Origin of the sequence: Mycobacterium gordonae (assembly GCF_002101675.1) — a bacterium.
Taxonomy (GTDB): domain Bacteria; phylum Actinomycetota; class Actinomycetes; order Mycobacteriales; family Mycobacteriaceae; genus Mycobacterium; species Mycobacterium gordonae.
This window is the reverse complement of sequence record NZ_LQOY01000116.1, coordinates 32,632-56,420: the sequence shown is the minus strand read 5'-3', so window position 1 is coordinate 56,420 and position 23,789 is coordinate 32,632. Positions and strand designations below refer to the sequence as shown.

Annotated in this window: 24 protein-coding genes; 10 read left to right on the top strand and 14 right to left on the bottom strand. The window is 68.3% G+C overall.

Annotated elements, in window-relative coordinates:
• The 3 genes from AWC08_RS18595 to xylB are packed head-to-tail and all read left to right on the top strand — an operon-like array spanning nt 1 to nt 3,604.
• A complete protein-coding gene (locus tag AWC08_RS18595) occupies nt 1–834 on the top strand; it encodes an AraC family transcriptional regulator (protein WP_065136247.1) in 834 nt (277 codons plus the stop codon).
• Nucleotides 831–2,225 carry a mannitol dehydrogenase family protein gene (locus AWC08_RS18590; protein ID WP_065136246.1) on the top strand — a complete coding sequence of 465 codons (1,395 nt, stop codon included), beginning with the start codon at nt 831–833 and terminating at the stop codon, nt 2,223–2,225. The genes AWC08_RS18595 and AWC08_RS18590 overlap by 4 nt, the downstream gene beginning before the upstream one ends.
• A complete protein-coding gene (gene xylB, locus AWC08_RS18585; protein WP_065136245.1) occupies nt 2,222–3,604 on the top strand; it encodes a xylulokinase in 1,383 nt (460 codons plus the stop codon). The genes AWC08_RS18590 and xylB overlap by 4 nt, the downstream gene beginning before the upstream one ends.
• Here xylB and AWC08_RS18580 read toward each other — a convergent pair.
• Nucleotides 3,594–5,093, bottom strand: a complete 1,500-nt coding sequence (locus AWC08_RS18580; protein ID WP_065136244.1) for a bifunctional phosphatase PAP2/diacylglycerol kinase family protein — start codon at nt 5,091–5,093, stop codon at nt 3,594–3,596. The two genes, xylB and AWC08_RS18580, sit on opposite strands and share 11 nt — an antisense overlap.
• Nucleotides 5,094–5,128: 35 nt before the next feature.
• On the bottom strand, nt 5,129–5,443 hold the full coding sequence (locus AWC08_RS18575; protein ID WP_065136243.1) for a hypothetical protein: 315 nt from the start codon (nt 5,441–5,443) through the stop codon (nt 5,129–5,131).
• A 96-nt stretch (nt 5,444–5,539) separates the two neighbouring features.
• On the opposite strand from AWC08_RS18575, the gene AWC08_RS18570 reads away from it, so the two are divergent.
• Nucleotides 5,540–5,770, top strand: a complete 231-nt coding sequence (locus AWC08_RS18570) for a hypothetical protein (RefSeq protein ID WP_065136242.1) — start codon at nt 5,540–5,542, stop codon at nt 5,768–5,770.
• A gap of 12 nt (nt 5,771–5,782) precedes the next feature.
• On the opposite strand, the gene AWC08_RS18565 is transcribed toward AWC08_RS18570, so the two are convergent.
• Together AWC08_RS18565 and AWC08_RS18560 are read right to left on the bottom strand one after the other, a co-directional pair.
• Complete coding sequence (locus tag AWC08_RS18565) at nt 5,783–6,658, bottom strand: glycoside hydrolase family 16 protein (RefSeq protein WP_232008017.1); 876 nt, start codon at nt 6,656–6,658, stop codon at nt 5,783–5,785.
• A 142-nt stretch (nt 6,659–6,800) separates the two neighbouring features.
• Complete coding sequence (locus AWC08_RS18560) at nt 6,801–7,814, bottom strand: NADP-dependent oxidoreductase (RefSeq protein ID WP_065136241.1); 1,014 nt, start codon at nt 7,812–7,814, stop codon at nt 6,801–6,803.
• A gap of 47 nt (nt 7,815–7,861) precedes the next feature.
• Between AWC08_RS18560 and AWC08_RS18555 the strand changes: the two genes are divergently transcribed.
• Nucleotides 7,862–8,581, top strand: coding sequence for a DUF3060 domain-containing protein (locus tag AWC08_RS18555; RefSeq protein ID WP_065136240.1), 720 nt, complete (start codon nt 7,862–7,864; stop codon nt 8,579–8,581).
• Nucleotides 8,582–8,608: 27 nt separating this feature from the next.
• On the opposite strand, the gene AWC08_RS18550 is transcribed toward AWC08_RS18555, so the two are convergent.
• The 4 genes from AWC08_RS18550 to AWC08_RS18535 all read right to left on the bottom strand — a co-directional run bounded on the left by AWC08_RS18550 (nt 8,609) and on the right by AWC08_RS18535 (nt 13,064).
• Complete coding sequence (locus AWC08_RS18550) at nt 8,609–9,019, bottom strand: hypothetical protein (RefSeq protein WP_082986633.1); 411 nt, start codon at nt 9,017–9,019, stop codon at nt 8,609–8,611.
• A 40-nt stretch (nt 9,020–9,059) separates the two neighbouring features.
• Nucleotides 9,060–9,488, bottom strand: a complete 429-nt coding sequence (locus AWC08_RS18545) for a hypothetical protein (protein WP_065136238.1) — start codon at nt 9,486–9,488, stop codon at nt 9,060–9,062.
• 33 nt (nt 9,489–9,521) lie between these two features.
• Nucleotides 9,522–10,940: a DUF7159 family protein gene (locus tag AWC08_RS18540; protein ID WP_065136237.1), complete on the bottom strand. Its 1,419-nt coding sequence runs from the start codon at nt 10,938–10,940 to the stop codon at nt 9,522–9,524.
• Between the two features lie 198 nt (nt 10,941–11,138).
• Nucleotides 11,139–13,064 carry an Hsp70 family protein gene (locus AWC08_RS18535; protein WP_065136236.1) on the bottom strand — a complete coding sequence of 642 codons (1,926 nt, stop codon included), beginning with the start codon at nt 13,062–13,064 and terminating at the stop codon, nt 11,139–11,141.
• Nucleotides 13,065–13,258: 194 nt separating this feature from the next.
• On the opposite strand from AWC08_RS18535, the gene AWC08_RS18530 reads away from it, so the two are divergent.
• A complete protein-coding gene (locus tag AWC08_RS18530; protein ID WP_065136235.1) occupies nt 13,259–13,765 on the top strand; it encodes a nuclear transport factor 2 family protein in 507 nt (168 codons plus the stop codon).
• An 18-nt stretch (nt 13,766–13,783) separates the two neighbouring features.
• Here the strand turns inward: AWC08_RS18530 and AWC08_RS18525 are convergent, their stop codons facing one another.
• Together AWC08_RS18525 and AWC08_RS18520 are read right to left on the bottom strand one after the other, a co-directional pair.
• Nucleotides 13,784–14,452, bottom strand: a complete 669-nt coding sequence (locus AWC08_RS18525) for a L,D-transpeptidase family protein (RefSeq protein ID WP_065136234.1) — start codon at nt 14,450–14,452, stop codon at nt 13,784–13,786.
• 43 nt (nt 14,453–14,495) lie between these two features.
• Nucleotides 14,496–15,161 carry a phosphatase PAP2 family protein gene (locus AWC08_RS18520; RefSeq protein WP_065136233.1) on the bottom strand — a complete coding sequence of 222 codons (666 nt, stop codon included), beginning with the start codon at nt 15,159–15,161 and terminating at the stop codon, nt 14,496–14,498.
• Between the two features lie 57 nt (nt 15,162–15,218).
• Between AWC08_RS18520 and AWC08_RS18515 the strand changes: the two genes are divergently transcribed.
• The 3 genes from AWC08_RS18515 to AWC08_RS18505 are packed head-to-tail and all read left to right on the top strand — an operon-like array spanning nt 15,219 to nt 17,807.
• Entirely contained in the window at nt 15,219–15,701 is a 483-nt protein-coding gene (locus AWC08_RS18515; protein ID WP_065136232.1) for a hypothetical protein, read from the top strand.
• Nucleotides 15,702–15,725: 24 nt separating this feature from the next.
• On the top strand, nt 15,726–16,394 hold the full coding sequence (gene bluB / locus AWC08_RS18510; protein WP_065136231.1) for a 5,6-dimethylbenzimidazole synthase: 669 nt from the start codon (nt 15,726–15,728) through the stop codon (nt 16,392–16,394).
• Nucleotides 16,395–16,400: 6 nt separating this feature from the next.
• Nucleotides 16,401–17,807: a sulfatase family protein gene (locus tag AWC08_RS18505; RefSeq protein ID WP_065136230.1), complete on the top strand. Its 1,407-nt coding sequence runs from the start codon at nt 16,401–16,403 to the stop codon at nt 17,805–17,807.
• Here AWC08_RS18505 and AWC08_RS18500 read toward each other — a convergent pair.
• Nucleotides 17,796–18,578, bottom strand: a complete 783-nt coding sequence (locus tag AWC08_RS18500) for a trans-aconitate 2-methyltransferase (protein WP_065136229.1) — start codon at nt 18,576–18,578, stop codon at nt 17,796–17,798. The two genes, AWC08_RS18505 and AWC08_RS18500, sit on opposite strands and share 12 nt — an antisense overlap.
• 164 nt (nt 18,579–18,742) lie before the next feature.
• Between AWC08_RS18500 and AWC08_RS18495 the strand changes: the two genes are divergently transcribed.
• Complete coding sequence (locus tag AWC08_RS18495; protein ID WP_065136228.1) at nt 18,743–19,957, top strand: alpha/beta hydrolase family protein; 1,215 nt, start codon at nt 18,743–18,745, stop codon at nt 19,955–19,957.
• Here AWC08_RS18495 and eccE read toward each other — a convergent pair.
• From eccE to eccD, 3 genes are read right to left on the bottom strand one after another with little or no spacing between them, the layout of a single operon-like run.
• On the bottom strand, nt 19,944–20,930 hold the full coding sequence (eccE, locus tag AWC08_RS18490) for a type VII secretion protein EccE (RefSeq protein ID WP_065136227.1): 987 nt from the start codon (nt 20,928–20,930) through the stop codon (nt 19,944–19,946). The genes AWC08_RS18495 and eccE overlap by 14 nt on opposite strands.
• Nucleotides 20,927–22,291 (bottom strand): type VII secretion-associated serine protease mycosin, encoded by a 1,365-nt coding sequence (gene mycP / locus AWC08_RS18485; RefSeq protein ID WP_232008018.1) that lies wholly within the window; start codon nt 22,289–22,291, stop codon nt 20,927–20,929. Before mycP ends, eccE begins: the two co-directional genes overlap by 4 nt.
• 44 nt (nt 22,292–22,335) lie before the next feature.
• Complete coding sequence (eccD, locus tag AWC08_RS18480; protein WP_065136225.1) at nt 22,336–23,745, bottom strand: type VII secretion integral membrane protein EccD; 1,410 nt, start codon at nt 23,743–23,745, stop codon at nt 22,336–22,338.
• Between the last annotated feature and the right edge of the window lie 44 nt (nt 23,746–23,789).

Genomic DNA, 23,789 nt, shown 5'->3' with positions numbered 1-23,789 from the left:
ATGACTTTCTCTGCACAGACGGCCACAATCTTGTCCTGCGCGGACACCCCTGCTCTGGTCGACATGCGCCAGGGCGGCACCTGCACGGCCGGCGCGTTCGTCTACGAAGGCCAGCGGGTGACCACGGCGCGCCACGCGCACGACCTGCACCAGCTGGAGTACGTCGTGCAGGGCGTTCTGGAAGTGGAGACGGATGCCGGTGCCTACGTGTTGTCCGAGCGGCAGGCCGCCTGGATCCCGGCCGGGCTGGGACACATCAGCACGATCGACACCCGAGCGAGGTCGGTGTCGATATTCCTGCATCCCATCCACCTGCAGCCGGCCCACTCGGGCGCGGGCATCGTGATGGTTTCGCCATTGATCCGGCAGATGATCATGTACGCCTGCCGGTGGCCCATCGACCGGGATTCGTCCGACCCGCTGGCCGATACCTACTTCCGCTGCTTCGCCGAACTGCTGGCCGAGCTGCTGGGGTCCCAGAGCCCGTTCAGCCTGCCCACGACCACTCACCCGCAACTCGGCGCGGCACTCAAACACACGCGTAATGCGCTGGCGTCGATCACCATTGACGACGCCGCCGCGGCCGCGGGCATGTCGCCCCGGTCGTTGCGGCGATTGTGCCATCGCGAGTTGCAGATGACCTGGCGCGACTACACCCAACAAGCTCGCCTGATGCGGGCCGCAGCGCTGCTGGCCGACTCGGAGTTGAGCGTGCTCCAGGTCGCCACCAGGGTCGGCTTCGATAGTGCCAGCTCCTTTACCCGGGCGTTCCGAAGCGCGTGGGGCCGGCCTCCGTCGGCCTACCGCCGGCACGGCAGCGAGTTGCCGGCATGAAACTCAACGCCCGCAATCTGCACACCCTCCAGATACCCAAACCCGAATACGATCGCAACCGAATCAGAACCGGGATAGTGCATTTTGGCGTCGGCGGCTTTCACCGCGCGCACCAGGCCATGTACGTCGACCGACTGCTCAGCCAGGGGATCGCCCGCAAGTGGGGCATCTGCGGGGTCGGTGTGCTACCCCGCGACCGCCGGATGCGCGATGCGCTGCGCGACCAGGATCATCTGTACACCCTCACCCTGGCACACCCGGATGGCACCCGGGAGCCCCGGGTGATCGGCTCCATTGTCGACTTCCGTTATGCACCAGACGATCCGGAGTCGGTGATCGAGTTGCTCGCCGATCGCGCCGTCCGGATCATTACGCTGACCATTACCGAGGGCGGTTACAACGAACCCCTGAGTGACGTCTTCGCACTGGTCACCGAGGCGCTGAACCGCCGGCGCCTGCGGGGCTTGAAATCACCGACGATCGTGTCTTGTGACAACATCGTCGGCAACGGCCACATCGCCCGGCAGGCTTTCACCGCCTACGCCGAAGCGTCCAATCCCGCACTGGCGCAATGGATGGACCACAACACCAAGTTTCCCAACTCGATGGTCGACCGGATCACACCGGCCACTACACCCGATGTGATCGACAGCTTGACAACGGATTTCGGTGTGGACGACGCCTGGCCGGTGATCACCGAGCCGTTCGCCATGTGGGCTCTCGAAGACGATTTCGCCGACGGGCGGCCGCCGCTGGACCGGGCGGGCGTCACGTTCACCGATGACGTGTCGCCGTACGAAGCGATGAAACTGCGGTTGCTCAACGCCAGCCACCAGGGCCTGTGTTACTTCGCCTACCTCGCCGGGTACCGGCTGGTGCACGATGCCGCGCAAGACCCTCTCTTCATCGAATTACTCACGTGCTACATGGATTACGAGGCGATGCCGACACTCACACCGGTGCCCGGGCTGCACGAGTTCAAGGCCGGGCTGCTCCCCCGGTTCGCCAACGCCCACGTCCGCGACACGCTGGCCCGCCTCTGCGCCGAATCCTCGGACCGCATTCCCAAGTGGCTGCTGCCGGTGGTTCGCGACAACCTGCGCTCGGGCGGACCGGTGCGGTTTTCCGCGGCCATCGTTGCGAGTTGGGCCCGGTACGCCGAGGGGTTCGACGAACAAGGCCGCCCGATTGACGTGGTGGATCCGCGGGCCGACACTCTGATTCCGATCGCCCGCTCGCAACGCACCGACGCGTCGGCGTTCCTGGCCAACCGTTCCGTCTTCGGCAACCTGCTCGAGGAGCCCCGCTTCGTCGAGCCCTACCTGTGGGCGCTGGACTCGCTGCACCGCGAGGGCGCCCGCGCGACGGTCGAGAAGCTGCTGCGGCCGTGACCCTGGTCGCCGGTATCGACTCCTCGACACAGTCCTGCAAGGTCCTGGTGTGTGACGCCGAGACCGGTGCCGTGCTCCGCCAGGGTCGCGCCGCACACCCCGACGGCACCGAAATCGACCCGGCCGCCTGGGAATCGGCTGCCCGGCAGGCCGTCGCGGCCGCGGGCGGTATCGCCGATGTCGACGCCGTGGCGGTCGGTGCGCAGCAGCATGGCATGGTGTGCCTCGACTCCGGCGGTGCGGTGGTGCGTCCCGCCCTGCTGTGGAACGACGTGCGCTCGGCCGACACGGCACGCGCCCTGGTCGACGAGCTGGGCGGACCGCGAGCGTGGGCGCATGCCGTCGGGCTGGTGCCGCTGGCGGCGGTCACCGCCGCGAAACTGCGCTGGCTCGCCGACCACGAACCGCAGAATGCCGATCGCACGGCGGCGGTGTGCCTGCCACACGACTGGCTGACCTGGCGGCTGCGCGGTGAATCCGGCATTGCGGCGCTGACCACCGACCGCAGCGATGCCAGCGGCACCGGTTACTTCGACGCCGGCACCGATCGGTACCGTCTCGACCTCCTCGAGCTGGCGCTCCGGGGCCGCAGTCCGGCTCTGCCGCGCGTGCTCGGACCCTCCGAGGCATTGGGCGGCGCAACGGTTTTCGGGGCGGGTTTGGGCGACAACGCCGCCGCGGCGCTGGGTCTGGGCGCCGCCGAGGGCGACGTCATCGTCTCAATCGGAACATCGGGTGTGGTGTGTGCCGTGGCCGCCGACCCGGTCCGCGACGAGCAGGGATTCGTGGCCGGTTTCGCCGACGGCACCGGCCGCTACCTTCCCCTGGTGTGCACGCTCAACGCCGCGCGGGTGCTCGATGCGGTGGCGACAATGCTGAGCGTGGGCCACGACGAGCTGTCCGCGCTGGCCCTGTCGGCGCCACCGGGCAGTGCGGGCCTGGTACTCGTGCCCTACCTGGAAGGTGAGCGAACGCCCAACCGGCCCAACACAACTGGCGCGCTGCATGGTCTGCGTCTGTCGAATTCGACGCCGGCCAACCTGGCCCGGGCCGCGGTGGAAGGCATGCTGTGCGCACTCGCTGACGGCCTCGCCCACCTCACCAGGCACGGCGTGAGAGTGCACCGCATCCTGCTGATCGGTGGCGGCGCGCAGTCCCGCGCGGTGCGCGAGATCGCGCCGACCGTATTTGGCATGCCCGTGGTGGTCCCGACCCCGGGCGAATACGTCGCACTGGGCGCGGCGCGGCAGGCAGCATGGGCATTCAGCGGGTCACCGGACCCGCCTGCCTGGTCACCGCCGGCCACCCGCACATACGAGGGACAGGACGCACCCGGCATGCGTGACCGCTATGCGCGGGTGCGAGACCTCACCGAATGAGGGAAAGCGGGCGGTAGACCGGCAGTGCCCGGTACATGGAGGCGAATGTGGCTTTGTCGTACTCCTCACCGATCTCGCCGTCATGGGCGACGACGGTGGGTCCGTCGACGGCGGTGAAGGTGAACTCCGGAACCTGCATCTCGTGGTACAGCGGGCTGCGTTCCAGCCGGCCCAGCAGCAGCGCTGTCAGAATCCTGGTCCTGGCCAGTCGGCGACCGGTTTCCAGGATGCGCACATCGATCAGGCCGTCGTCCATCCGGGTGCGCCGGGACGGCGCGAATCCCGTTGGCAGATAGAGCGAATTGCCGACGAACATCAGTGACGTCTGCAACGTCTTGTTGTCGTAGCTGATGCGTACCGGCTGGCCGTTGCGCAGCGTGTGCAACATCGCGTACATGCCCGCCAGTGGCTTGCCGATCCGCTTTTCCAACTTCTCGCGCTCTTGGACGAACGCGGGGTACGCGCCGATGCTGGCGGTGTTGACCACCATCTGGCTTTCGTTCAGGCACATCAGGTCGACGTACGCGACGCTGCCCCGCCGTATCGCATCAATGGTCTTGGCGACGGTGTCACAACCGATGTCCTTGGCGAAATGGTTGAAGGTTCCGCCCGGGAAAACTGCCAGCGGCACTCCGGCGTTGGCCGCGACCGCCGCGGCCGCTGCCACCGTTCCGTCGCCCCCGCCGACCGCGAGCACCTCGGCGCGCTCGGCGGCGTCGCGCAACACCTGCACGGGGTCGTCATCGGATCCGAGTTCGACGATCTCCGCCGCGGGCAACTGGCCCCGCACCTCGTCGGCGACGCGGACCCCGCTGCCGCTGTTCGAGGCCGGGTTGACCACCAGGACCACGCCGGAACCGTCGGGGCGCTCCGGAACGTCCGCGCGCAGCGGTTCGGTCTTCGGCAGCGCGGTTTCGACGATCGGCGGCACCAGCCGGCTGCCCAGCACAGCGATGCCGGAGCCGATGCCGAATCCGATCACCACGTCGCCGGGGTAATGCGCACCGACCGCCACCCGGGACAACCCGACCAGGCCGGCCAGCAACGCCAGCCCGAAGCCCAGCGTCGGGTTCTCCAACCCCACCCCGACGGCGAACGCGGCGGCGCTGGCGGAATGACCGGACGGCAACGAATTGGACGTCGGACGACGCCGGACGCGCCGGACCAGAGGCACCGAATCGTAGAGCGGACGCGGCCGCCGGCGGACGCGCTTGGCGACCTGGTTGGTCACCAGGCTGGTGACCCCCAGCGACACCACTCCGCGAATGGCGCCGCGCTGCGCCGAGTGCTTGCCCGACGCGATCAACAGCGCCGCGATGACGAACCACAGCTTCGAGTGGTCGGCCGCCCGGGTCAGTGGCGGCATTGCCTTGTCGAGCAACGGGGTCGGACTCTCCGCAACCGCCTCAAACAGCTCACGGTCGAGAGCCCCCAACCCCCTGGTGATCTGTTTGACACTACGCAGCGGTCGTATCGGCCGTTCGCTCATTGTGTCCACCCTACGGGTGGGGCAATGGCAGAACCTCACGGCCGCTCACCTTTTCGCCGCAGGGTCCAGGCCGGCACCCAGTGCGTCACCGCCTTGTGCCTGGCCCCGAACTCCACCGGGTAGGTCACCAGACCCCACCAGTCGCCCTGCTCGCACAGCCCCCAGCAGCTCAGCTTGCCCTCCACCACCTTGTGCAGCTGCAGCCCGTTCGGCTGATACCGGCCGGAGCGGTGCGGCTCACGCGGAAACAGCACCGTCAGGTCCACCAGGACCGGGACGGGGGGACGCACCGGCCGGAAGGGCCCGCGGAGCGGCTGCCCGTTGTAGCCGATCGACGCGAGCCGCCCCATCGTTCGATCATACGTTCGAACGTGAGCCCGTCACAGTTTCGTCCTGCGCCGGATTGGGCAACCCGTCAATTAACGATTTCGGAAGGGGGCTCGGAGATGAAGACCATGTTCGCTGCCGGGATTCTGACGGCCGGCGCCGCGTTGTTCACCACCGCGGTGGCCGTGGCCAATGCCGACGAGGTGCAGGTCGAGGGCAGTTATGCGACGTTGGCGGCGTGTCAGGCTGACGGTCCACACGTGGAAATCACCCACAACGACGGGGCGTACACGCATTGGGACTGCCGCCAGGGCGATGACGGGCTCTGGTACCTGCACCTGACGAACTAGCGCGTCAGAAGGTCAGAAGACGCGCACCCAGTCGACGAGCATGTCCTGCGGGTAGGTGCCGGCGGCCGGGTCGCCGCCGCCGGAGCCACCCACGGCCAGGTTCAGTACCGGGAACACCGTGTAGTCCGGGTCGTTGAACGGCCATTCCTTGAAAGGCTCGTCCAGGTTCTCGATGCCGGTGGCCGGGACCGAGAAGTAGGGCGCTGCGCCGTCGGCGTAGTCGACCCAGAAGTACATCCCGGTGACGTCCCACTTGACGCGCCAGTTATGCCAGCCGCCGTCCACGCCGATCGGGTTGGTCTCGAACGCGGTGCCATCCGGGTTGGCGTGCACCGTGGTGCCCGACGGCCAGGTGCCGTTGCCGTACCACTCGATGAGGTCGATCTCGCCACTGCGGCCGGGGTCGTCGTTGGACAACCACCACGCCGGCCACATGCCGGGTCCCAGGCAGTTGAATTTAATCCGGGCTTCCCATGTCGTCCCTACGCCGCCTCGCCACAGGCCGTGCACCAGGCCGCCGAAGTAGCCGCCGTGGCCGTCGTGGGTCGCGCGCAGCACCAAGTTGGAATTGCCGTCCAGGAACACGTTCTGGCGGCTGTCGCGGTACTGCCCCCAGAACTGTGGCTGGTCGAATCCGACCGGGTTGCGGATCGGCGTGCGGAAGTTGGACACCGCCCACTTGCCGGGATCGGGGGCCGAACCGGCCGGCCCGTCGAACTCGTCGTGCCAGATGAATCCACCGGTCGCCCCGGCCGCGGGCGCGGCCGGCACCGGCGCGGGACCGGCGGGTGCGGCCGGCCGGGACGGGCTGGCGTTTGCTGTCGGGGCCGCAGTCGCGGCCGCCAGTGCGCTGAATCCCGCCAGCATGAGCATGCGGCGGCGGTCCATCTGTGGCATGGCAAGGAAGATAGCAGCCCGCTTGGCCTTACGTGGACTCTGGCGAGGCGGTTTCGCGTAGCTCCTGGTCACTGCGGGTGGACATTTCGCGCGGTGGCTAGCGGACGCCCTGGACGTCACTGCGCCGGAACGGTCAGCCGGGCTCGCTGATCTTGACCAGTGTCTTGCCGATGTTGGCCCCGGTGAACAGGCCGTTGAGGGCGTCGACGCACGACTCGATGCCCTCGTAGATGGTCTGGCGATGCCGCAGCCGCCCCTCGGACTCCCACTGGCGCAGATTGGCGAACGCCTCGTCGAAGCGGCCCCACTGGTCGAGCGCGTTGAAACCCTGCATGGACGCGGTTTTGGACAACAGGTTCACGTAATTGGCCGGTCCGGGGTGCTCGCCGGTGAGGTAACTGGAGATGACACCGCAGAGCACCACGCGCGCCCTGGAAGCGAGCCGGCCCAGCACCGCGTTGAGGATGGGGCCGCCGACGTTGTCGAAGTAGACGTCGACGCGGCGCGGGCAGTGCTCTTTGAGCGCGGCCATCAGGTCGTCGTTCTTGTAGTCGATGCACGCGTCGAAGCCGAAGTCCTCCACGACCGCCCGGCACTTCTCGGGCCCGCCGGCGATACCGACCACCCGGGCGCCGGCGATCTTGGCGATCTGCCCAGCCACCGACCCGGTGGCACCTGCCGCGGCCGAGACCACCACGGTTTCGCCGGGCTGTGGGCGGCCGATGTCGGTCATGCCGAAGTAGGCCGTGGCGCCCGTCGGTCCGTACACCGACATGATCGCCAACTGGTCATCCTCGCCCGGGATGGGTGTGCTGAAGATGTCGTCGCGGATGACCACGTACTCCTGGAAGCCGGTAAGCGTGGTGACGATGTCGCCGATAGCGTATGCGTCGCAACGTGTTTCGACGACCTCGCCGATCCCGGCCGCCCGGATCACCTCGCCGAGCTGCACCGGCGGCAGGTAGCTGGGTTGGTCGTCGAGCCAGGTGCGGGCGGCGGCGTCGATGCCGACATAGGTGGTGCGCAGCAGCGCCTCCCCCGCCGCGAGTTCCGGTGCCGGACGGGTGATCAGCTCGGTGTCGTCGGGCTGCACCAGACCGGAAGGGCGACGGCGCAACAGGATCTGGCGATTCGGCAATGCGGGCACGACGCCGAGCCTATTCCGCCGCCTTTCCGATATGGGAGCATCTGAGCATGAAACCAGAGGATGACCCGGAAGCCCGGATCCGGGAGCTGGAGCAGCCGCTGGCTGATACGGCGCGCGCCTCGGAGCTGGGCGAGCAGGGTGGCTACAGCTATCCGCCGCCGATGCCGCCGATGCCGCCGATGCCGCCGATGCCGTCGAGCATGCCCCCGCCGGGTTACGGCTACACCAGCCCCTATCCCGGCGCCACGCCGCGGTCGTCCTCGGGCATGCGCTGGTTCTGGATCTTGGCCGCGGCCGGCGTGCTGGGCGTGCTGGTCTTGGTGGGCGGCATCGCCGCCTACGCCGCACGCCAGTTCTCCCACGATGATCTCGTCCTGCCCTCGCCCACCGAAAGCACGTCGGCGGACACGTCGTCACCTGCGACACCCAGCCGGACCGCACCCTCGACCGGCAAGACGCGCACGCCCAGCGCCGGTCCGTCGCCGTCGGCCACCGCGCCCGCGGGTGAGACGGTCACGATCTCAGGGATCAACGAGAACAAGACCGTCGCCTGCAACGGCACCGTGATCAACATCAGCGGCATCTCCAACACGGTGACGCTCACCGGCCACTGCGCGACGGTCAACGTCTCCGGACTGCAGAACGTCATCACCGTCGACAACGTCGACACCATCGAAGCGTCCGGGCTGAACAACAAGGTCACCTATCACTCCGGCTCGCCGCAGATCAGCAAGAACGGAAGCGGGAACGTGGTGGAGCAGGGCTGAACGCCGGCCGGCACATCTGCGCGCCAACTAATGGTCGTGGCCGAAGACTCTGTCGGCGACGTTGGGAAGGACTTCATCGGCCCAGTAGCGAGCGGCCCGCATCAGCTCGTCCGTTTCCTCGACGAAGCGCCTCGGGTCGGTTTTGTGCCGGTAGCTGCGAGTCAGGAACAGGCCGCCGGAATCTGACCGGAATTCGACCGCGCCGCCCCCCGTGTCGGTGCCCCGCCTTTCCTCCTCCTGGAAGCCCGCAATGACACCGGGTCGCGGCGGTTTGCGGAAGCGATAACAAAGCGCCAGCACGGTGAGCATTTGTCGTACGGGGTCGTACTCGAACACCACCGGCCCGTCCCAGCCGTCAAAGCCGCCGTAATTCTGAGCATTCAGGCCGGGGCTGTTCGGGAGACCGTGGGCCCGCAGCGCGGCTTGCGCCAGGCGCACGGCGTCCTCGCGGGTCAGATCCGGGTCATCGGGAACTGGCTTAGGCGTCAGGCGGATCGGGCGAGTCCTTGGTCAGCCCGTTCGTCGGGTTGTCCAGCACGCTGACCGCGATGCCATACGGCAGGAAACGCACCTTGCGCTTGGGGTCGGTGTTGTTCTTGTTGGCGCGCAGCGCGTCGAGTTCGCTGGCGTACACCTGCTCGACCCGGGCGCCGCCGTCTGCGTCGACGGTGTAGATGGCCCACACCCCGTCGCCGGCCTCGCCCGTGGTCTCGGGCTCCGGGCGGCTGCTGCGCCGGGAGAGGTCGTCGAACAGCAAAGACCAGCCTGAGCGTCCGCCGGGCGACCCGACGTACCTGCTGATCCGCTCGAATGCGTCGCGCAGGCCTTCGGTGCCCTCCCGAATCACCCGATCCAAGTCCTCGGGGTCGAACCCGAAGCCGCCGCCTGATCCGCCTTTGTCACTCATATCGCCCAGTCTGCGCTCAACTCGACCGATCCGCTACGGACCGGGTTCCGCGGGCGGGGGCGGCGGCGGTGGGGGATTGATCGGAATCGGGATCGACAGGAACGGCAAGTGCAGGTACATCGTCATGACAGGGGTCGGCGCGGCGGGCGCCGGGGCGGCCGGTGCTGGCGCCGCGGGCGGCGGCGCCGACGGCTGCGGAGCCTGTTGCACCGGTGTCTGCACCGGTGGGGCCGCCTGCTGAGTGGGCTGACGACGCGGCGCGGGGGCCAGGTACGCCGGGGCCTGCGCCGGTCGGGTGACGGTCTGCGGCGGTGCCTGCTGAACCACCGGCGGCGGCGGCGCGGCGGCCACCTCGACCGAAGGCGGCGCCGCACTCGGGGCTGGCGCCACCGTCGGCGGCGACGCGGCGCTCGGAACCGGCAGCAACACCTGCGCCGGCAATTCGGTGGCGGGGGCCTGGATCGCCGGTGTCGGCGCGCTGTCGCGCGGGCTGGACTGTTGGGCAGCGGTGGTGCGGACGTGGGAACCCAGCGACACGATCAGGGTTCCGGCCACCACGGCAGCGACGCCCACGATGGCCGCGCTGACCAGCGCCACCGGCCTGCGCCGAGCGTCGGGCTCCGGTTCGGGGTCGGCTTCGTCGTCTATGGCGCTGTAGGCGAGCGCGCCCTCGCTGACGCCGGCCATCGCGCAGACGTCGAGATAACTCGGGGTGAGCGCGTGCGGGTTCACCTCTCCGGTGCCCGGATCCAGCGCGTAGGCGAGAGCGGACGTCGACGAGGCGAACAGCGGCGCATTCGCCGAAGCCAGCGCAGCGCCTCTGGCCAATGCCATCTCCGGTTCTTCCGGACAGCTGACCACCAACGACGTCGCCGCTTCCAAGGCCGGTTTGACGCCGACGATGTCGACGCCGCAGCCGATGAGGAACACGCCGTCGGCCCGCGAACCCGGCGCGTCGAGACCGGCGACCATCGTCACCAGCCCGGCTGCCAAGGATTGATCGCCGACGGACTGGCGGTGCAGGTCCACGATGGAGCCGTCGGCGATCTCGACGACGGCCAGTGTCGCGCTGCCGGCCTCGACGAACAACATCGCAATGTGCTCATAGTCGAGCGCGGCGCCCACCGTCTGCGCCAGCGCGGCGGCGGCGAGCAAGGGCGACACCAGCATCACACTGCCGACGTCGCGGGCGGCGAGTTCCAGACGCAGCGCGGCGACTTCGGTTGGGTCCGTCCACGTCACCCCGGTGGAGGACATCTGGTAACCGCCCTCGATGGCGGCTTCGCGGGTGCCGACCAGCGCGGCGATGACCCGATCGGTTGCGGCATCACCACCGTCGTCGGCGACCTCGATGCTTTCTTCCTCGACGGTCGCGCCGTCGGCGTTCGCCCCCTCGATCAACACCATGCGTACCGCTGAGGGCTCCATCGATACCCCGAGCACGATGTCCATAACCCCTCCAAGCCATGTGCGAGCTAGCCACGGGGTCTACGGCGGACCGGCGCACCACCCGGGCCGCCGTCGACAGAAACCGCCCCACTGCTGGAGCGACCGATTGAGCTGGCCTGTATGCAGTTTGCCAGCTCAAACCCTACTCGCGCACATCGAGGTAGGGGCCAATTCCTAGGAAGCTCAAATGTGAATCGCCGGTCAGGGACCTCCGGGCGAGGAGAAGGGGTTCTGCGGGTTGGCGTTCTGCGGCACCTGGTTGGGGGCCTGGTTGGCTGGGACCTGGTTGGCCGGAACCTGGATCGGGATCGGCAGCGGGAGCAGCGGCACATGCAGCCATTGCGTCGTCATCTTCACCGGCGGCGGCTCGGACGTTTCCGGCACCTCTGCCGCACTGGGCGCCTCCGCCGCGCTGGGCGCTTCGGTGGTGGACGGCGGAGCAGAGGTGAGCGGCGTTGTAGTGGCGGCCGGGGGCTGCGTCGTCGTGGCCGGGGCCGGCCTGGTCGTCGTCAGCGCCGCAGACGGCGACGGCGGTGGCGGTGGCGCAGGAGGGGGCGTCTCGACGCTGGTGGGAGCCGCCGCACTGGGAGCCATCGCCTCGCTGGGCGGGGGCGGCGGTGGCAGCGGGCTGGGCGCTGCCGGACTCGTCGGAATCGGGCTGGGCAACTTGGCGTTGGGCGATACCGGCGGCGGCGCGACGCTGGGCAGTACGGGGGCCGGACGGTGGGTGTGCCGTTGTTCCACGGCGGTCAACGTGATCGCCACCCCGCCGACCGCGGTCATCGCCACCGCGGCACACAGGCCGATCAGCAGCTGCGAGAGCCGGATGCGGCGCCGCGGAGCCTTGGGCGGGTCGATGATGTTGAGCCGCATCGAGAAGCAGGGACCGTCTTCGTTGTAGGAATCGCCCTGAAAGCGGGTCGGCACCTCGGGGAATTCGGTCTGCGACCAGGCCAGCTCCCGATCGGTCAGCGCATCCTGGTCGATCACCATCACGTCGCCGGCCGGCAGGTCGATGACGCCGCTGCCCGCGGCGCCGGCCGCCTGGGAAACGCCGGCCAGCAATCCGATGGAGGTTCGGGTCCGCAGATCCATCAGATCACGGCGGGTCGCCATCAGCAGGGCGCCCTTGGCCGCGGCGCTCACCGGATCCGACGCAGCCAGCACCGGCAGTCGAGTGTGGAACGAAAGACGTTGACGGACAAGCGGAATATTGGCCCCGCCGCCGACCGTCACCACCGCTGCCAGGTCGGCGAAGCTTGAGTTGTTGCGTGCGAGCATGTCGTCGAAGGCGTAGATGAGTCCGGTCAGCCGGTCGGCGATCAGATCCTCGAACTTCTCCCGGGTGAGCTCGATGCTGGCACTGGCGCCGTTGAGCTCGGCCGCCAGTTCGGTGACGGCGTCGGTGGACAGCCGCTCCTTGGCCTCCCGGCACTGCTCGGAGAGCCTGCCGAGCTGGCCGAGGACGGCGGGGCCGGCCGGGTCGACGTCGGAGTGACCGAGCTCCTCGATGACGTGCAGCAGCACCGCCTGGTCGATCTGGTTGCCCGAGAAATCGTCGTAACGCATTGTGGCGCTGACGGGTTCGAATTCGTCCTTGGTCTCGAGCAGAGTGACGTAGGTGCCGGAGCCGCCGAAGTCGAGCAGACCGACCACGCCTCCGGTGGGCACCCCGACTTCGGCGTTCACCGCAGTCAGCGCGGCGATCGCGTCCGGAACCAGGCACGGCGCCATGCCGCTTCGGACGAATCCGACGTGCGTGCGCAGGGCGTTGCGCAAAGCCTGCACGGTAGCCGGTTTCCAGTGCGCCGGAACGGCGATCGTGATCTCGGCGGAACTCGCGTCGGCACCGACGGCAACCACCATCGCGTCGAGCGCCTCGACCGTCAGCAGGTCGGGGTCATGCGCTGATCCGTCCGGGGAGATCAGCGCCACGGAATCGCCGATGCGTTCCACGAACGCACTCATCAAAGTGCCGGGATCGGCCGAATTCTCGCCGAACACACCAAGTTTCGGGGCGCAGTGCGGATACAGGGTGAGCACAGCGCGACGGGTGACCGGAGAACTTCCGTTCACCGCCGCAACCAGGTTCATGGTCCCGATCGACAACCCCAGCGGGTCGTACATATAGCCATGCTTTCGTCGATAGGGGGTCGGTAGCCAGCGTTAACCTTAGCCGCGGGACCCTCGAATATGGTTCGGCCCCAACGTCATTGGTATACGGTCGATGCCGTGTCGTCACCGAAACGGTACGTCGGGCACTCTTGACAACCGCCGTTCCGCCGGAGCCGCCCCGGCCCTCCCGCGCCGCGGCCGGCCCGATGTGCTGCAATGAGCCGGTGAGCCTCTCCGAATACCCGATCGCCGATATCGAAGCGATCAAGCAAGTCAAATACCGCTATCTGCGCGCGATGGACACCAAGCACTGGGACGACTTCGCCGAGACGATGACCGAGGACATCGTCGGCGCCTACGGCTCGTCGCTGGGCAAGGAATTGCACTTCGATAATCGCAAGGACCTAGTGGAGTACCTGAGCTCAGCGATGGGGCCGGGTGTGGTCACCGAGCACCGCGTAACGCATCCGGAGATCACCGTCAGCGGTGACACCGCTTCGGGCATCTGGTACCTGCAGGACCGGGTCATCGTTGCGGAGTACAACTTCATGCTGATCGGTGCCGCGTTCTACCGCGACCAGTACCGGCGCACCCCCAGCGGGTGGCGGATCAGTGCCACCGGCTACGACCGCACCTACGAGGCGACCATGTCGGTGGCGGACCTGAAATTCAACGTCAAGCCCGGCCGGGCCCGTGCCGACGTGAGCGAATAGCGAACGCCTACTTAGCGATTACTTGGCGATCGCGATGACGGCGCCGGGCCGCAGCCACTTGATGATCGACACCAGCGTGGCGTCGTCGATGGCGACGCAGCCCTCGGTGGGTCCGCCGTCGGTGGTGTGAAAGAAGAACGCGGCGCCGCCGCCGGGCACCTTGTTCTTGTTGACGCCCATCACCACCGCGTGCTTGTACTGCGGGATCTGCAGATTCTCGCTGTCAGCGGTATTGAAGGGGCACTGGGCTTTCTGGCACACCTGCATGCTGTTGAAGGTGGGGCTGTGGTCATCGCCGCTCCACCAGTGATTGGGCCCCACCTGCGTGTAGGGCAGTCCCCCACCGGGGTTGGGCGCGGTGCCGAACGCCGAGTCCAAGCTGTAGACGCCCATCGGCGTGGCCGGGTAGCCGCTCTTGGCCTGCGGCGCCATCCCCGCCGAACCGACGTGGGTCGGAATTGAAGTCTTCAGCGGCTGCCAGCCCGCCGCGGTGCGCTGATAGATGTCCATCTTCGCGTTCGATCCGCCGGTGGAGACCACCGAAACCACCTGTGTGGCATTGCCGACGGAGTTCGCGAACCAGGGGTTGCCGGCGGCACCGGCGATTCCGGCGAACAGTCCTGCCCCGGTGCAAAGCACAGTGAAGGCGCACACGGCAGCACAAAGCTGAGCTAGCAGTCGGCGCATTGTTCAATGGTCAGACCCGCCGCAACTGAGGGTCAAGTAAAGCTTAAGAACCGGTTGTGTCACGGGGCGGTGACCCGGGCCGAAACACCCACAGGCACACCATGAAATACACGTAGCCCAGCACCCAGCCGGCAATCACGTCAGAGGGGTGGTGCACATTGAGCGCCACCCGGGCCACGCCGACCGTGAAGACGCCCAGCCCGGACATCGCCATTGCGACGGCCCGCGCCTGCCGACTGGTGATCATCGGTAGCCAAAAAGCCAGCAGCGCAAGCAGACTGCACATCGCTTCGAGTGCGTGCCCGGAGGGAAACGACGTCTCGGTCGCAGACACCAGGGCGGTACTCGGTCGCGGGCGACCGGCCAGATTCTTGGCCACCAGCGTGACGAACCCGTTCAGCGGCCCGCACGCCATCAGCAGCAGCCCCATCCGCACCCGCCGGCGCGCCAGCGCGAACACCATCACCGCCAGGGTCAACAGCCGCAGCGGAATCGGGCCCAGCACGAACGACACCACCACCCACAGCCGAACCCACCCGGCGTGCTTGATGCCGATGTCGTGCGCAGGGTTCAGCAGCGCCCAGTCGAAGGCGTGCAGCCAGCCCCACTGCTCGCGGTGCCCCACCCAGAGCATGGCGTAGAGCGCCACCGCCGCCGCGACCAGCCAGGCAGACCACGAAAGTCGGGACGCGATTCGGGGGCTGCTCATCGGCTACATCGATACAGCCTCGATGCACCGAACGCCAAACCACCTCATACTGGCGTCATGCCCGTGATTCTCCGGAGATTGTTCGGCGTCGGTAAGCTGCCCGCGGACCTGCATGCCCAGGTGGAGTCCGAAGGCTTGATCCATCTCGCCGAATTCGTCGCCGTCACCAGACGGTTCAGCGGGTCCATCCCCGGCCTGCGGTCCCAGGGCAGCGTCGCCAGCTATGTGGGTTCGCTGGCGCTCACCGAGCAGCGGGTGCTCGCGACGCTGTCGGTGGTGCCCAAGCTGGCCGGTCGGGTTGTGGACGTGCGCTGGGACGAGGCGACCGGCGGTGCCGCGACCGCGGAGATTTCCGCGACGGGATTGCAAGTCGACCTGGACACCGAAGCGGTCGACGAGCGGTTCCACGGCCATCTCTCGCTGCATTTCAAGGACACCATCGACGAGGATGTGCTGGCGCTCCTGCCGCGGCGATCAGTGTCGTTCGACGTGCCGCCGGAGTACGTTTTCCGGGCGGTGGGCGTCACCTACAGCCCGTGACGGCCGCGTTTCTACGATGACCGGATGACCGAGTACGCGTACACCGCGGCCGAGCGTCGCGCGGTGTACCGCGTGATCGCCGAGCGGCGGGACATGCGCCGCTTCTCCCCGGGCGAGCAGGTGCCCGAGGAGGTCCTGGCTCGCCTGCTGCAGGCCGCGCACGCCGCGCCCAGCGTGGGACTGATGCAGCCGTGGCGCTTCATCCGCGTCACCGACCAGGACCTTCGACACCGCATTCACGCCCTCGTCGACGCCGAACGCGAGCTCACGGGGGCGGCGCTGGGGCCGCGGGAGGCCGAATTCCTGGCGCTGAAAGTCGAGGGCATTCTCGAGTGCGCAGAGTTGTTGGTCGTGGCGTTGTGCGACGACCGGGAGGCGCACATCTTCGGTCGGCGCACGCTGCCGCAGATGGATCTGGCGTCGGTGTCGTGCGCGATCCAGAACCTGTGGTTGGCGGCGCGCTGCGAGGGCCTGGGCGTGGGCTGGGTGTCGCTGTTCGATCCGCAGGGATTGGCGGAGTTGCTGGGGATGCCCGACGGCGCCGAACCGGTGGCGATTCTGTGTGTCGGGCCGGTCCCGGAGTTCCCGGACCGGCCCGCGCTGGAACTGGACGGCTGGACTTCGGCGCGGCCGTTGCCGGAGTTCGTCTCGGAGAATCAATGGCAGACTCCTGGAAACGAAAGGATGGTGTGACTGACGGTGGCCGGTGACTCGGGAGCAACCGCGCAGAATGTCGTGCTGGTGCACTGGCACGACCTGGGGCGTTACCTCGGTATCTACGGCCACCCGGACGTGTCGAGCCCACGGCTGGACCGCCTCGCCGCCGAAAGCATCCTGTTCACCCGGGCTCATGCCACCGCTCCGCTGTGCTCGCCCTCGCGCGGCTCGCTGTTCACCGGGCGCTACCCGCAGAGCAACGGCCTGCTCGGATTGGCCCACCACGGTTGGGAATACCGCACCGATGTGCGCACGCTGCCTCAACTGCTGTCGGAATCGGGCTGGTATACCGCCCTTTTCGGCATGCAGCACGAGACGTCGTATCCCAAGCGGCTCGGTTTCGACGAGTTCGACGTGTCGAATTCGTACTGCGAGTACGTGGTGGAGAGGGTCAAAGAGTGGCTGCAGGACAGCACGGAAAACCTGTCCGGTCAGCCATTCCTGCTGACGGCCGGGTTCTTCGAGACCCACCGGCCCTACCCCCACGACCGTTACGAACCGGCCGACAGTTCGACCGTCGAGCTGCCTGACTACCTGCCCGACACACCCGAGGTGCGCGGTGACCTCGCCGACTTCTACGGGTCCATCACCACCGCGGACGCCGCGGTGGGCGAGATACTGGACACGCTGGCGCAGACCGGTCTGGACGCCAGCACCTGGGTGGTGTTCTTCACCGACCACGGCCCGGCCTTCCCGCGGGCGAAGTCCACGCTGTACGACGCGGGAACCGGCATCGCTCTGATGATCCGGCCGCCGACCAGCCTGGGCGCGGCGCCGCGGGTATACGACGAGCTGTTCAGCGGCGTCGACCTGTTGCCCACGCTGCTGAGTCTGCTGGGCATCGAAGTGCCCGCCGACATCGAGGGCGTCTCGCACGCCGATGCGCTGTTCGCGCCGGAGGCGATCGCCCCGGTGCGCGACCACGTCTACACCACGAAGACCTACCACGACTCGTTCGACCCCATCCGGGCCATCCGCACCAAGGACTACAGCTACATCGAGAATTACGTGCCCCGGCCGCTGCTGGACCTGCCCTGGGACATCGAGGAGAGCCCGTCGGGAATGGCTGTCGCGCCTTTCGTCAAGGCGCCCCGGCCTCAGCGGGAACTCTACGATCTGCGTAAAGACCCCACCGAGACCACCAATCTGCTGACCATCCCGGCGGCCACCGCGGAGTCCGATGCCGTCGCGGCCGATCTTGCGGTGCGACTGCACGATTGGCGTCAGCGCACCGGCGACGTCATCCCGTCGGAGTTCGCCGGCACCCGTATCTCGGTGCGCTACACCGAGACGTATCTGCGGATCCACCGCGCGACGCCGACCAGTCGCTCGGCGATCGCGGTGGACCGGGGTATCGAAGAAGTGGTCGAGCCCGGATCAACCGGATAAGCGGCGCCCGTCGACCTGCGCCACGATGAACAGCCGGCGGAAGGGGAAGATCGTCGTGCCGTCGGCCCGCGGCGGGTAGGCGTCGTCCAGCAGCGGGATCAACTCCTGACGGAACTGGTCGAAGCCGTCGTCGTCGAGGCGCTCGCGCACCGGCACCAGCGCGGTGCCGGTGATCCATTGCAGCACGGGGTGCTCACCGGTCAGCTGATGCAGATAGGTGGTCTCCCAGGCGTCGACGCGGCAGCCGGCGTCCATCAGCAGATCCGCGTAATGCGCCGGCGGATGCACCACCGCCCCCACCCGAAACGGTATGTCGCGCATGATCTTTGCGTAAGGCTCCCGACGCGCCAGGGCGCGCACGGCGGCGTGCGACGGGGTGTCGAAGTTACCGGGAATCTGAACGGCGATCCATGATCCGCTGGGCAGCTGGCCAACCCACTTGAGCAGCAGATCGGAATGCTCGGGCACCCAATGCAATGCCGCGTTGCTGACCACCACGTCGGTGTCCGGCTGGGGCTTCCAATGACGGAGGTCTCCGGTCACGGCGTCGATTCCGCGTTCGCGCGCCGCCGCCACCATCTCCGGTGAGCTGTCGATGGCCTCGATCACCGCCTGCGGCCAGCGCTTGGCCAGGTACCGCGTCAGGTGGCCCGGGCCGCAACCGAGGTCGACCACGCGGCGCGCCCGGTCGGCACCCACCCGCGACAACAGGTCGTAGAACGGGCGGCTGCGATGGTCCGCAAAGGCCAGGTATACGTCGGGATCCCACATCTCGGTCCTCCTGATCGACACCTGCCGGGTCCGGTCCGTCGGGTGTCACCAACAAACCGTATTACCGGACTCTCTCAGAACGCGCGCCCACGGGGGTAGAAAATATTGACGATCCGGTCGAAACGTCCGGCATTCGGCACAATCAGCGAGTTACGATCGGCTTGATGTCTGAGATTTCGGACCTGGTTGGTGACACTGATCCGATCAGTCCCCCGTTACCCATTCCCGACGTACCCGGCGGCGATGTCGGCGTCGAGGGACTGCCCGCCCGCTCCACCCTGTCGCCCCGGCAGCGACTGGTGGTGGAAGCCTCGGCGATCAGCGATGTCGCGCTGCGGACTACGGCCTCGGCCCTGCTGGCCACCACGGTGGCACCGGTGGTCGTCGCTGGCAATCTGCGCCGCGGCGATTCGGGCAGTGAACGCGACAAGCTGAAATTCTATGCCGAACTCGGCGCCCAGCGTGATCCGCGCCTGTCCTTCCCGGCTCCGTTGGAACCGCCGAGAAACGTGACCCGCCACGCCAGTCCGCTCGCGCAGCGAGTTGCCCTGGCCACCATCGACAACATCGCTTTCCCCAGCAGCTTCCGGGCGATAAACCCGGCCATGCGCAAGCGCTGGAGTGCGCTGTCCGCCAACAATGTGGTGCGGGCCCAGCATTGGCGCCATGACGACGGGCCGCGGCCCACATTGTGCGTGATCCATGGCTTCATGGGGTCCTCGTACTTGTTGAACGGCCTGTTCTTCTCCCTGCCGTGGTATTTCCGCTCGGGCTACGACGTTCTGTTGTACACGTTGCCGTTTCATGGCAAACGAGCCGAAAAGCATTCGCCGTTCAGCGGCTTCGGATACTTCGCCAGCGGGTTGAGCGGTTTCGCCGAGGCGATGGCCCAGGCTGTGCACGACTTCCGGTCCGTGGTGGACTATCTGCACAGCACCGGTGTGGATCGGATTGCGCTGACCGGGCTTTCGCTGGGCGGTTACACCTCGGCGCTGATCGCCTCGGTCGACGACCGGCTGGAGGCGGTCATCCCCAACTGTCCGGTCATCACACCGGGCGACCTGTTCGACGAATGGTTCCCGGCGAGCACCTTCATCAAGTTCGGCCGTTGGCTGACCAGCATCGACGACGAAGAGCTACAGGCCGGACTGGCTTACCACGGCCCACTGAATTACCGGCCGCTGCTGTCCAAGGACCGCCGGATGATCATCACCGGACTGGGCGACCGGATGGCCCCACCGGAGCACGCCGTGGCGCTGTGGAAGCACTGGGACCGGTGTGCACTGCACTGGTTCCCCGGTAGCCACGTGCTGCACGTGAGCCAGCTGGACTACCTACGCCGGATGACTCCGTTCCTGCGTCAGTTCATGTACGACTGAGAGCTTCGACGGGGCCTTGGGTGGTGGCAGGCCAGTCCAACCGCTCCAGCAGGTCGGCGGGCGCTTGGGTGTGCCCGTCGAGCCGGCGGGTGGACAGCGGGTCCAGCGCCTGCAGCGCCGGCCGCTGGTTGCCCCGCTCCAAGGTCAGGCCGGCTACCGGCGCGGCGCCATTCGGCGCGGCATCGGTGCGCAGCGCGCACGCTGCCGCAACCGTGCGGTGCGCTCCGGAGTCCGCGATCTCGAGCGCCGTCCAGACCTCCCGCGCCTGCAAAGCCCGCACCGCGGCGAGCGTTTCCGGCAACCCCGATCCCGGCGCGATGCGGTATGCGGCAACGTAATCGGAGCCGCCCTGCTGCACCGCGCGCCACGTTTCCCGCGCGGTCTTGTCGGACTCGAACGCCAGCACCTCCGGAACATCCTCGGCGGCAACGGTGTTGGCGTCGAAGCCGAGCTCCCGCAGGTGATCGGCGAGCCGTCGGGCGGCGACCTCGGCGGTCTCGTGCAGCGGGATCCGCGCCGAGCGTGCCTGCAACGCGGCCAGGTTGTCGACGGCCGAGAACGTCAGCCCGATCCACGTTTCGGTGGCACCGGACGCGTTGTGGCGACTGGTGATTCGGATGCTGTCGGCGCGGACGCCGTAGCGGTTGGAGTACCCGGCGATCAGTGGCAACGGCAACGTGTCAGTGTCCGACGGGGTGGACCCCAGCCGCAGCAGCGCGGTGGTGCGGGTGTTCACCTCCGGCTCGGGCAACGGCCTTCCGCCGCGGCGGATGATCGCCAGTCGCCGGCGCAGGATCGTGGTGAAGTGCAGACCGCGCCACCACCCGAACAGCAGGATCACCGCCACGGCGGCGATGCCGAGCAACCAGTAATCACGGGTGGACTGCCAAGGGTAGGCCATCGCGGCCGGCACCACGGCCAGTAGTGCCAGAGTGATCCTGGCGGCCCCGGGTGTGGGAATCGCGTGACTCACGGGGTGGGCTCCTTCCGGCGGCGAATTACCGCCACCGTCGCTGCGGTGATGATGACGAGCAAGGTCAGCACACCGGCTCCGGCCAGTGCGACGTTGCGCGGTGTGGTGCTCTCTGGTGCCGCTCGCGGCGGAACGGCCACCGGCTTCACCGAGGCCGGTGCCGGTGTCTGACCGGCGGCCGAGGGCAGCTGCCAGGTCAGTGCCGCGACGGCATCGAGGATGCCGGCCCCGACCACGTTGGACGGGTCCCGCGGACCGTTCTGCGCCGTCGCGGTGAGGCGGCGCACCACCTCGGCGGCCGGCAACTCGGGGTACTTCGAGCGGACCAGCGCCGCCACGCCGGAGACGTAGCCGGCCGCGTAACTGGTGCCGCTGAGCGGTATCAGCTGCTGGTGGTCGTCGGGCAGACCGTTGGCCAGGCCGCCGCCGTCGCCGTTGCTCACCGAGGCGATGTTCTCCCCGGGCGCCGCTATGCCCACCCACGGACCGGCCATGGTGAATTTCGACGGCCGCCCGTCGGAGGAGACCGACGCCGCGGACAGCACGTACGGCTGCCACCAAGACGGCACCGACACCGACTTGACGCCGGCCCAGTTGCGCGGGTCGCTGGGGCGGCTCAGGTCGGTGAGCGGGTTGGACTCACACGACGTGCCCCCGGCGACCGATCCGGTCGGGCCGCTGTTGCCCGCGGCGGCCACGATCACCACGTCCTTCTCCACCGCCGCATACCTGATCGCCGCTCCCAGCGCGGCCTGATCCACGGTGCGGTCGGCGGGCAGGCAGGTGATCGCGGAGATGTTGATCACCCGGGCGCCGCGATCGGCCGCGTGCACGACGGCCCGGGCCAGCGCCTCGATGTCGACGGCCGCCCGCGCGAGCGTCGGGTCACCGCCAGGAGTGCGCGGCGAGTACTTGGCCGACGTCACCCGCAGCGACAGCAGCCGTGCGGCGGGCGCCACGCCGGAGAAGCCGTCGTCTCCGGGCTGGCCGGCGACGATCCCGGCGACCAGCGTGCCGTGCCCGTCGCAGTCGGTCAGTCCGTCGGTGGACTCCACGAAGTCACCGCCGGCATCGACGTTGTTCAGTCGCGGGCCCGGCCGCACGCCGGTGTCGATGATGGCCACCAACTGGCCTTCGCCGCGGGAGAACTGCCATGCCGCCGGAAGATTCAGCAGGGACTGGCTGGGTGTCGGAGCCCCGGGATCGCTACCCGGTAGGACGCCGGAGACGCTGCACGGGCCGCGCTGCTCCATCGCCTGTACGGGCCCTGGCGTGCCGCTCGGCGGTGGCGCCGCAGCGTCCACCACCGGGGGGCTGATCGCCAGCGCCGGCGGCGCCGTCGCGATCACCGGGGCCTGCATCAGCGCCAGAAGCGCCGTGCAGCAACCCAATCCAGCGGCACGTCTCATCGATTGAGCACCCAGGCGAACAGGCCCACCAGGAATGCCATCACCGGGATCAGCGAGGCGTCCAGGCCGGCCGCGAGGAAGCCCAGCAACCGACGCAGGGGCAGCGAGTAGCTATCCGGCGACGCAATCGACGGATTCAGCGCAACCACGATCCAGGCCAGCACGAGCAGTGCCAGCACCGCCACCGCCACGAAGGCACCGAGGAACCGCCCGGTCGCGGCGTAGTACACCAACAGCACACCGGCCACCAGGAACGGCTGGGCCAGCAGCCACGCCTTGCAGGCAGCCGAATCCCAGACCCGAGCCCGCAGCGTGGCCGCCAGCGAGGCGGCGACGACCACGTACCAGCCCGCGACGCTCAGCGTCTCGGGCCGCAGCGCGATCGCCACCGAGCCCACCACGCTGAGCAGGACCGCGGCGGCGATGAACCCGTTCTGGTGGGCGTCGCTGATCCGCACCCGGCGTGGCAGGTCCTCGAGGACCCGCAACGAGGGTGCGGACGGGGTGGGATCCCCGGGCGCCGGGATCACCGGCAGCGGGAACCGCGCCCAGAGCGCCGAAAGCTGAGCCGCCTGAATGGTAATCAACAGCGCCGCCACGATCAGTCCGCAGCCGAGGGTCAATATCGGTAAGCGCCAGAGCAATTCGGCCCCCGCCGCCAGCGCGACCGTCAGTCCGACCACCGCCGAGGCGGTGAAAAAGCCGACCGCGCGCTCACGTTCGGTGCTCGGCACGATCACGGCGATCAGCGACCACGCGGCGACCCCGGCCGCGGCCAGCAGCACCTGAGCGGCGCCGAACCTGCCCGGCACCGCCAGCGCCAGCGCTGTGGCGATCGGGACCAGCGCGGTGATCGACAGCGCGACCCCGGTGCGTGGCGACCGCGCGGTGCTCAGCAACCCGGTGATCGCGATGACGACCGCGATCGCACTGACGGCCACCAGGCCGATCAGGGCTCCGGTGGCAACCCGATGGGCGGCCGACAGGCCGGTGGCCAGCAACGTCACGGCGATCACCGCGGCCACCGCCCCGCGCTGAATATGCTTGGCGCCCCAAGGGTTCCGCCGCGAGGCGGAGAAGATCATGGCCGCGTCGGCGATGTCCTCGACAATGCCCGGCGCGGCGGGACCGGTCGGCACCGGCTGCAGGGCGAGTAGATCCCCGTCGACCACGCCGACGGTGTCCAGGCTGGCGTCCAGGCTGAACGGCGCTCCACCGATGGGCGCCAGGCTCAGGTAGGGGGCACCTTGCGCATCGTCACCGTTGCCGGCCGCCGGGACCACCAGACGCTGCACGGCGGGCAGAATCTCGCGCAGCGGCAACTCGGTGGGCAATGCCATCTCCGTCAGCCGGCTGTCCGCGAGAATGGCGACGCGGACGATAGGCATGACGGTGCCGGACGTCATTGAACCCACCAAAGCTGCTGGGGCCGTTGCTGAAACATCGTGCT

Excerpts from the sequence above, each read along its gene's own strand:
- AWC08_RS18500 (WP_065136229.1), bottom strand. The coding sequence starts at position 18,578 with ATGTGGGATCCCGACGTATACCTGGCCTTTGCGGACCATCGCAGCCGC.
- AWC08_RS18595 (WP_065136247.1), top strand. The coding sequence starts at position 1 with ATGACTTTCTCTGCACAGACGGCCACAATCTTGTCCTGCGCGGACACC.
- AWC08_RS18540 (WP_065136237.1), bottom strand. The coding sequence starts at position 10,940 with ATGGACATCGTGCTCGGGGTATCGATGGAGCCCTCAGCGGTACGCATG.
- AWC08_RS18530 (WP_065136235.1), top strand. The coding sequence starts at position 13,259 with ATGTGCTGCAATGAGCCGGTGAGCCTCTCCGAATACCCGATCGCCGAT.
- AWC08_RS18515 (WP_065136232.1), top strand. The coding sequence starts at position 15,219 with ATGCCCGTGATTCTCCGGAGATTGTTCGGCGTCGGTAAGCTGCCCGCG.
- AWC08_RS18575 (WP_065136243.1), bottom strand. The coding sequence starts at position 5,443 with ATGGGGCGGCTCGCGTCGATCGGCTACAACGGGCAGCCGCTCCGCGGG.
- AWC08_RS18565 (WP_232008017.1), bottom strand. The coding sequence starts at position 6,658 with ATGGACCGCCGCCGCATGCTCATGCTGGCGGGATTCAGCGCACTGGCG.
- AWC08_RS18580 (WP_065136244.1), bottom strand. The coding sequence starts at position 5,093 with ATGAGCGAACGGCCGATACGACCGCTGCGTAGTGTCAAACAGATCACC.
- AWC08_RS18495 (WP_065136228.1), top strand. The coding sequence starts at position 18,743 with ATGTCTGAGATTTCGGACCTGGTTGGTGACACTGATCCGATCAGTCCC.
- bluB (WP_065136231.1), top strand. The coding sequence starts at position 15,726 with ATGACCGAGTACGCGTACACCGCGGCCGAGCGTCGCGCGGTGTACCGC.
- AWC08_RS18525 (WP_065136234.1), bottom strand. The coding sequence starts at position 14,452 with ATGCGCCGACTGCTAGCTCAGCTTTGTGCTGCCGTGTGCGCCTTCACT.
- mycP (WP_232008018.1), bottom strand. The coding sequence starts at position 22,291 with ATGCAGGCCCCGGTGATCGCGACGGCGCCGCCGGCGCTGGCGATCAGC.
- AWC08_RS18535 (WP_065136236.1), bottom strand. The coding sequence starts at position 13,064 with ATGTACGACCCGCTGGGGTTGTCGATCGGGACCATGAACCTGGTTGCG.
- eccD (WP_065136225.1), bottom strand. The coding sequence starts at position 23,745 with ATGACGTCCGGCACCGTCATGCCTATCGTCCGCGTCGCCATTCTCGCG.
- AWC08_RS18570 (WP_065136242.1), top strand. The coding sequence starts at position 5,540 with ATGAAGACCATGTTCGCTGCCGGGATTCTGACGGCCGGCGCCGCGTTG.
- AWC08_RS18590 (WP_065136246.1), top strand. The coding sequence starts at position 831 with ATGAAACTCAACGCCCGCAATCTGCACACCCTCCAGATACCCAAACCC.
- AWC08_RS18545 (WP_065136238.1), bottom strand. The coding sequence starts at position 9,488 with ATGAGTGACAAAGGCGGATCAGGCGGCGGCTTCGGGTTCGACCCCGAG.
- AWC08_RS18555 (WP_065136240.1), top strand. The coding sequence starts at position 7,862 with ATGAAACCAGAGGATGACCCGGAAGCCCGGATCCGGGAGCTGGAGCAG.
- AWC08_RS18520 (WP_065136233.1), bottom strand. The coding sequence starts at position 15,161 with ATGAGCAGCCCCCGAATCGCGTCCCGACTTTCGTGGTCTGCCTGGCTG.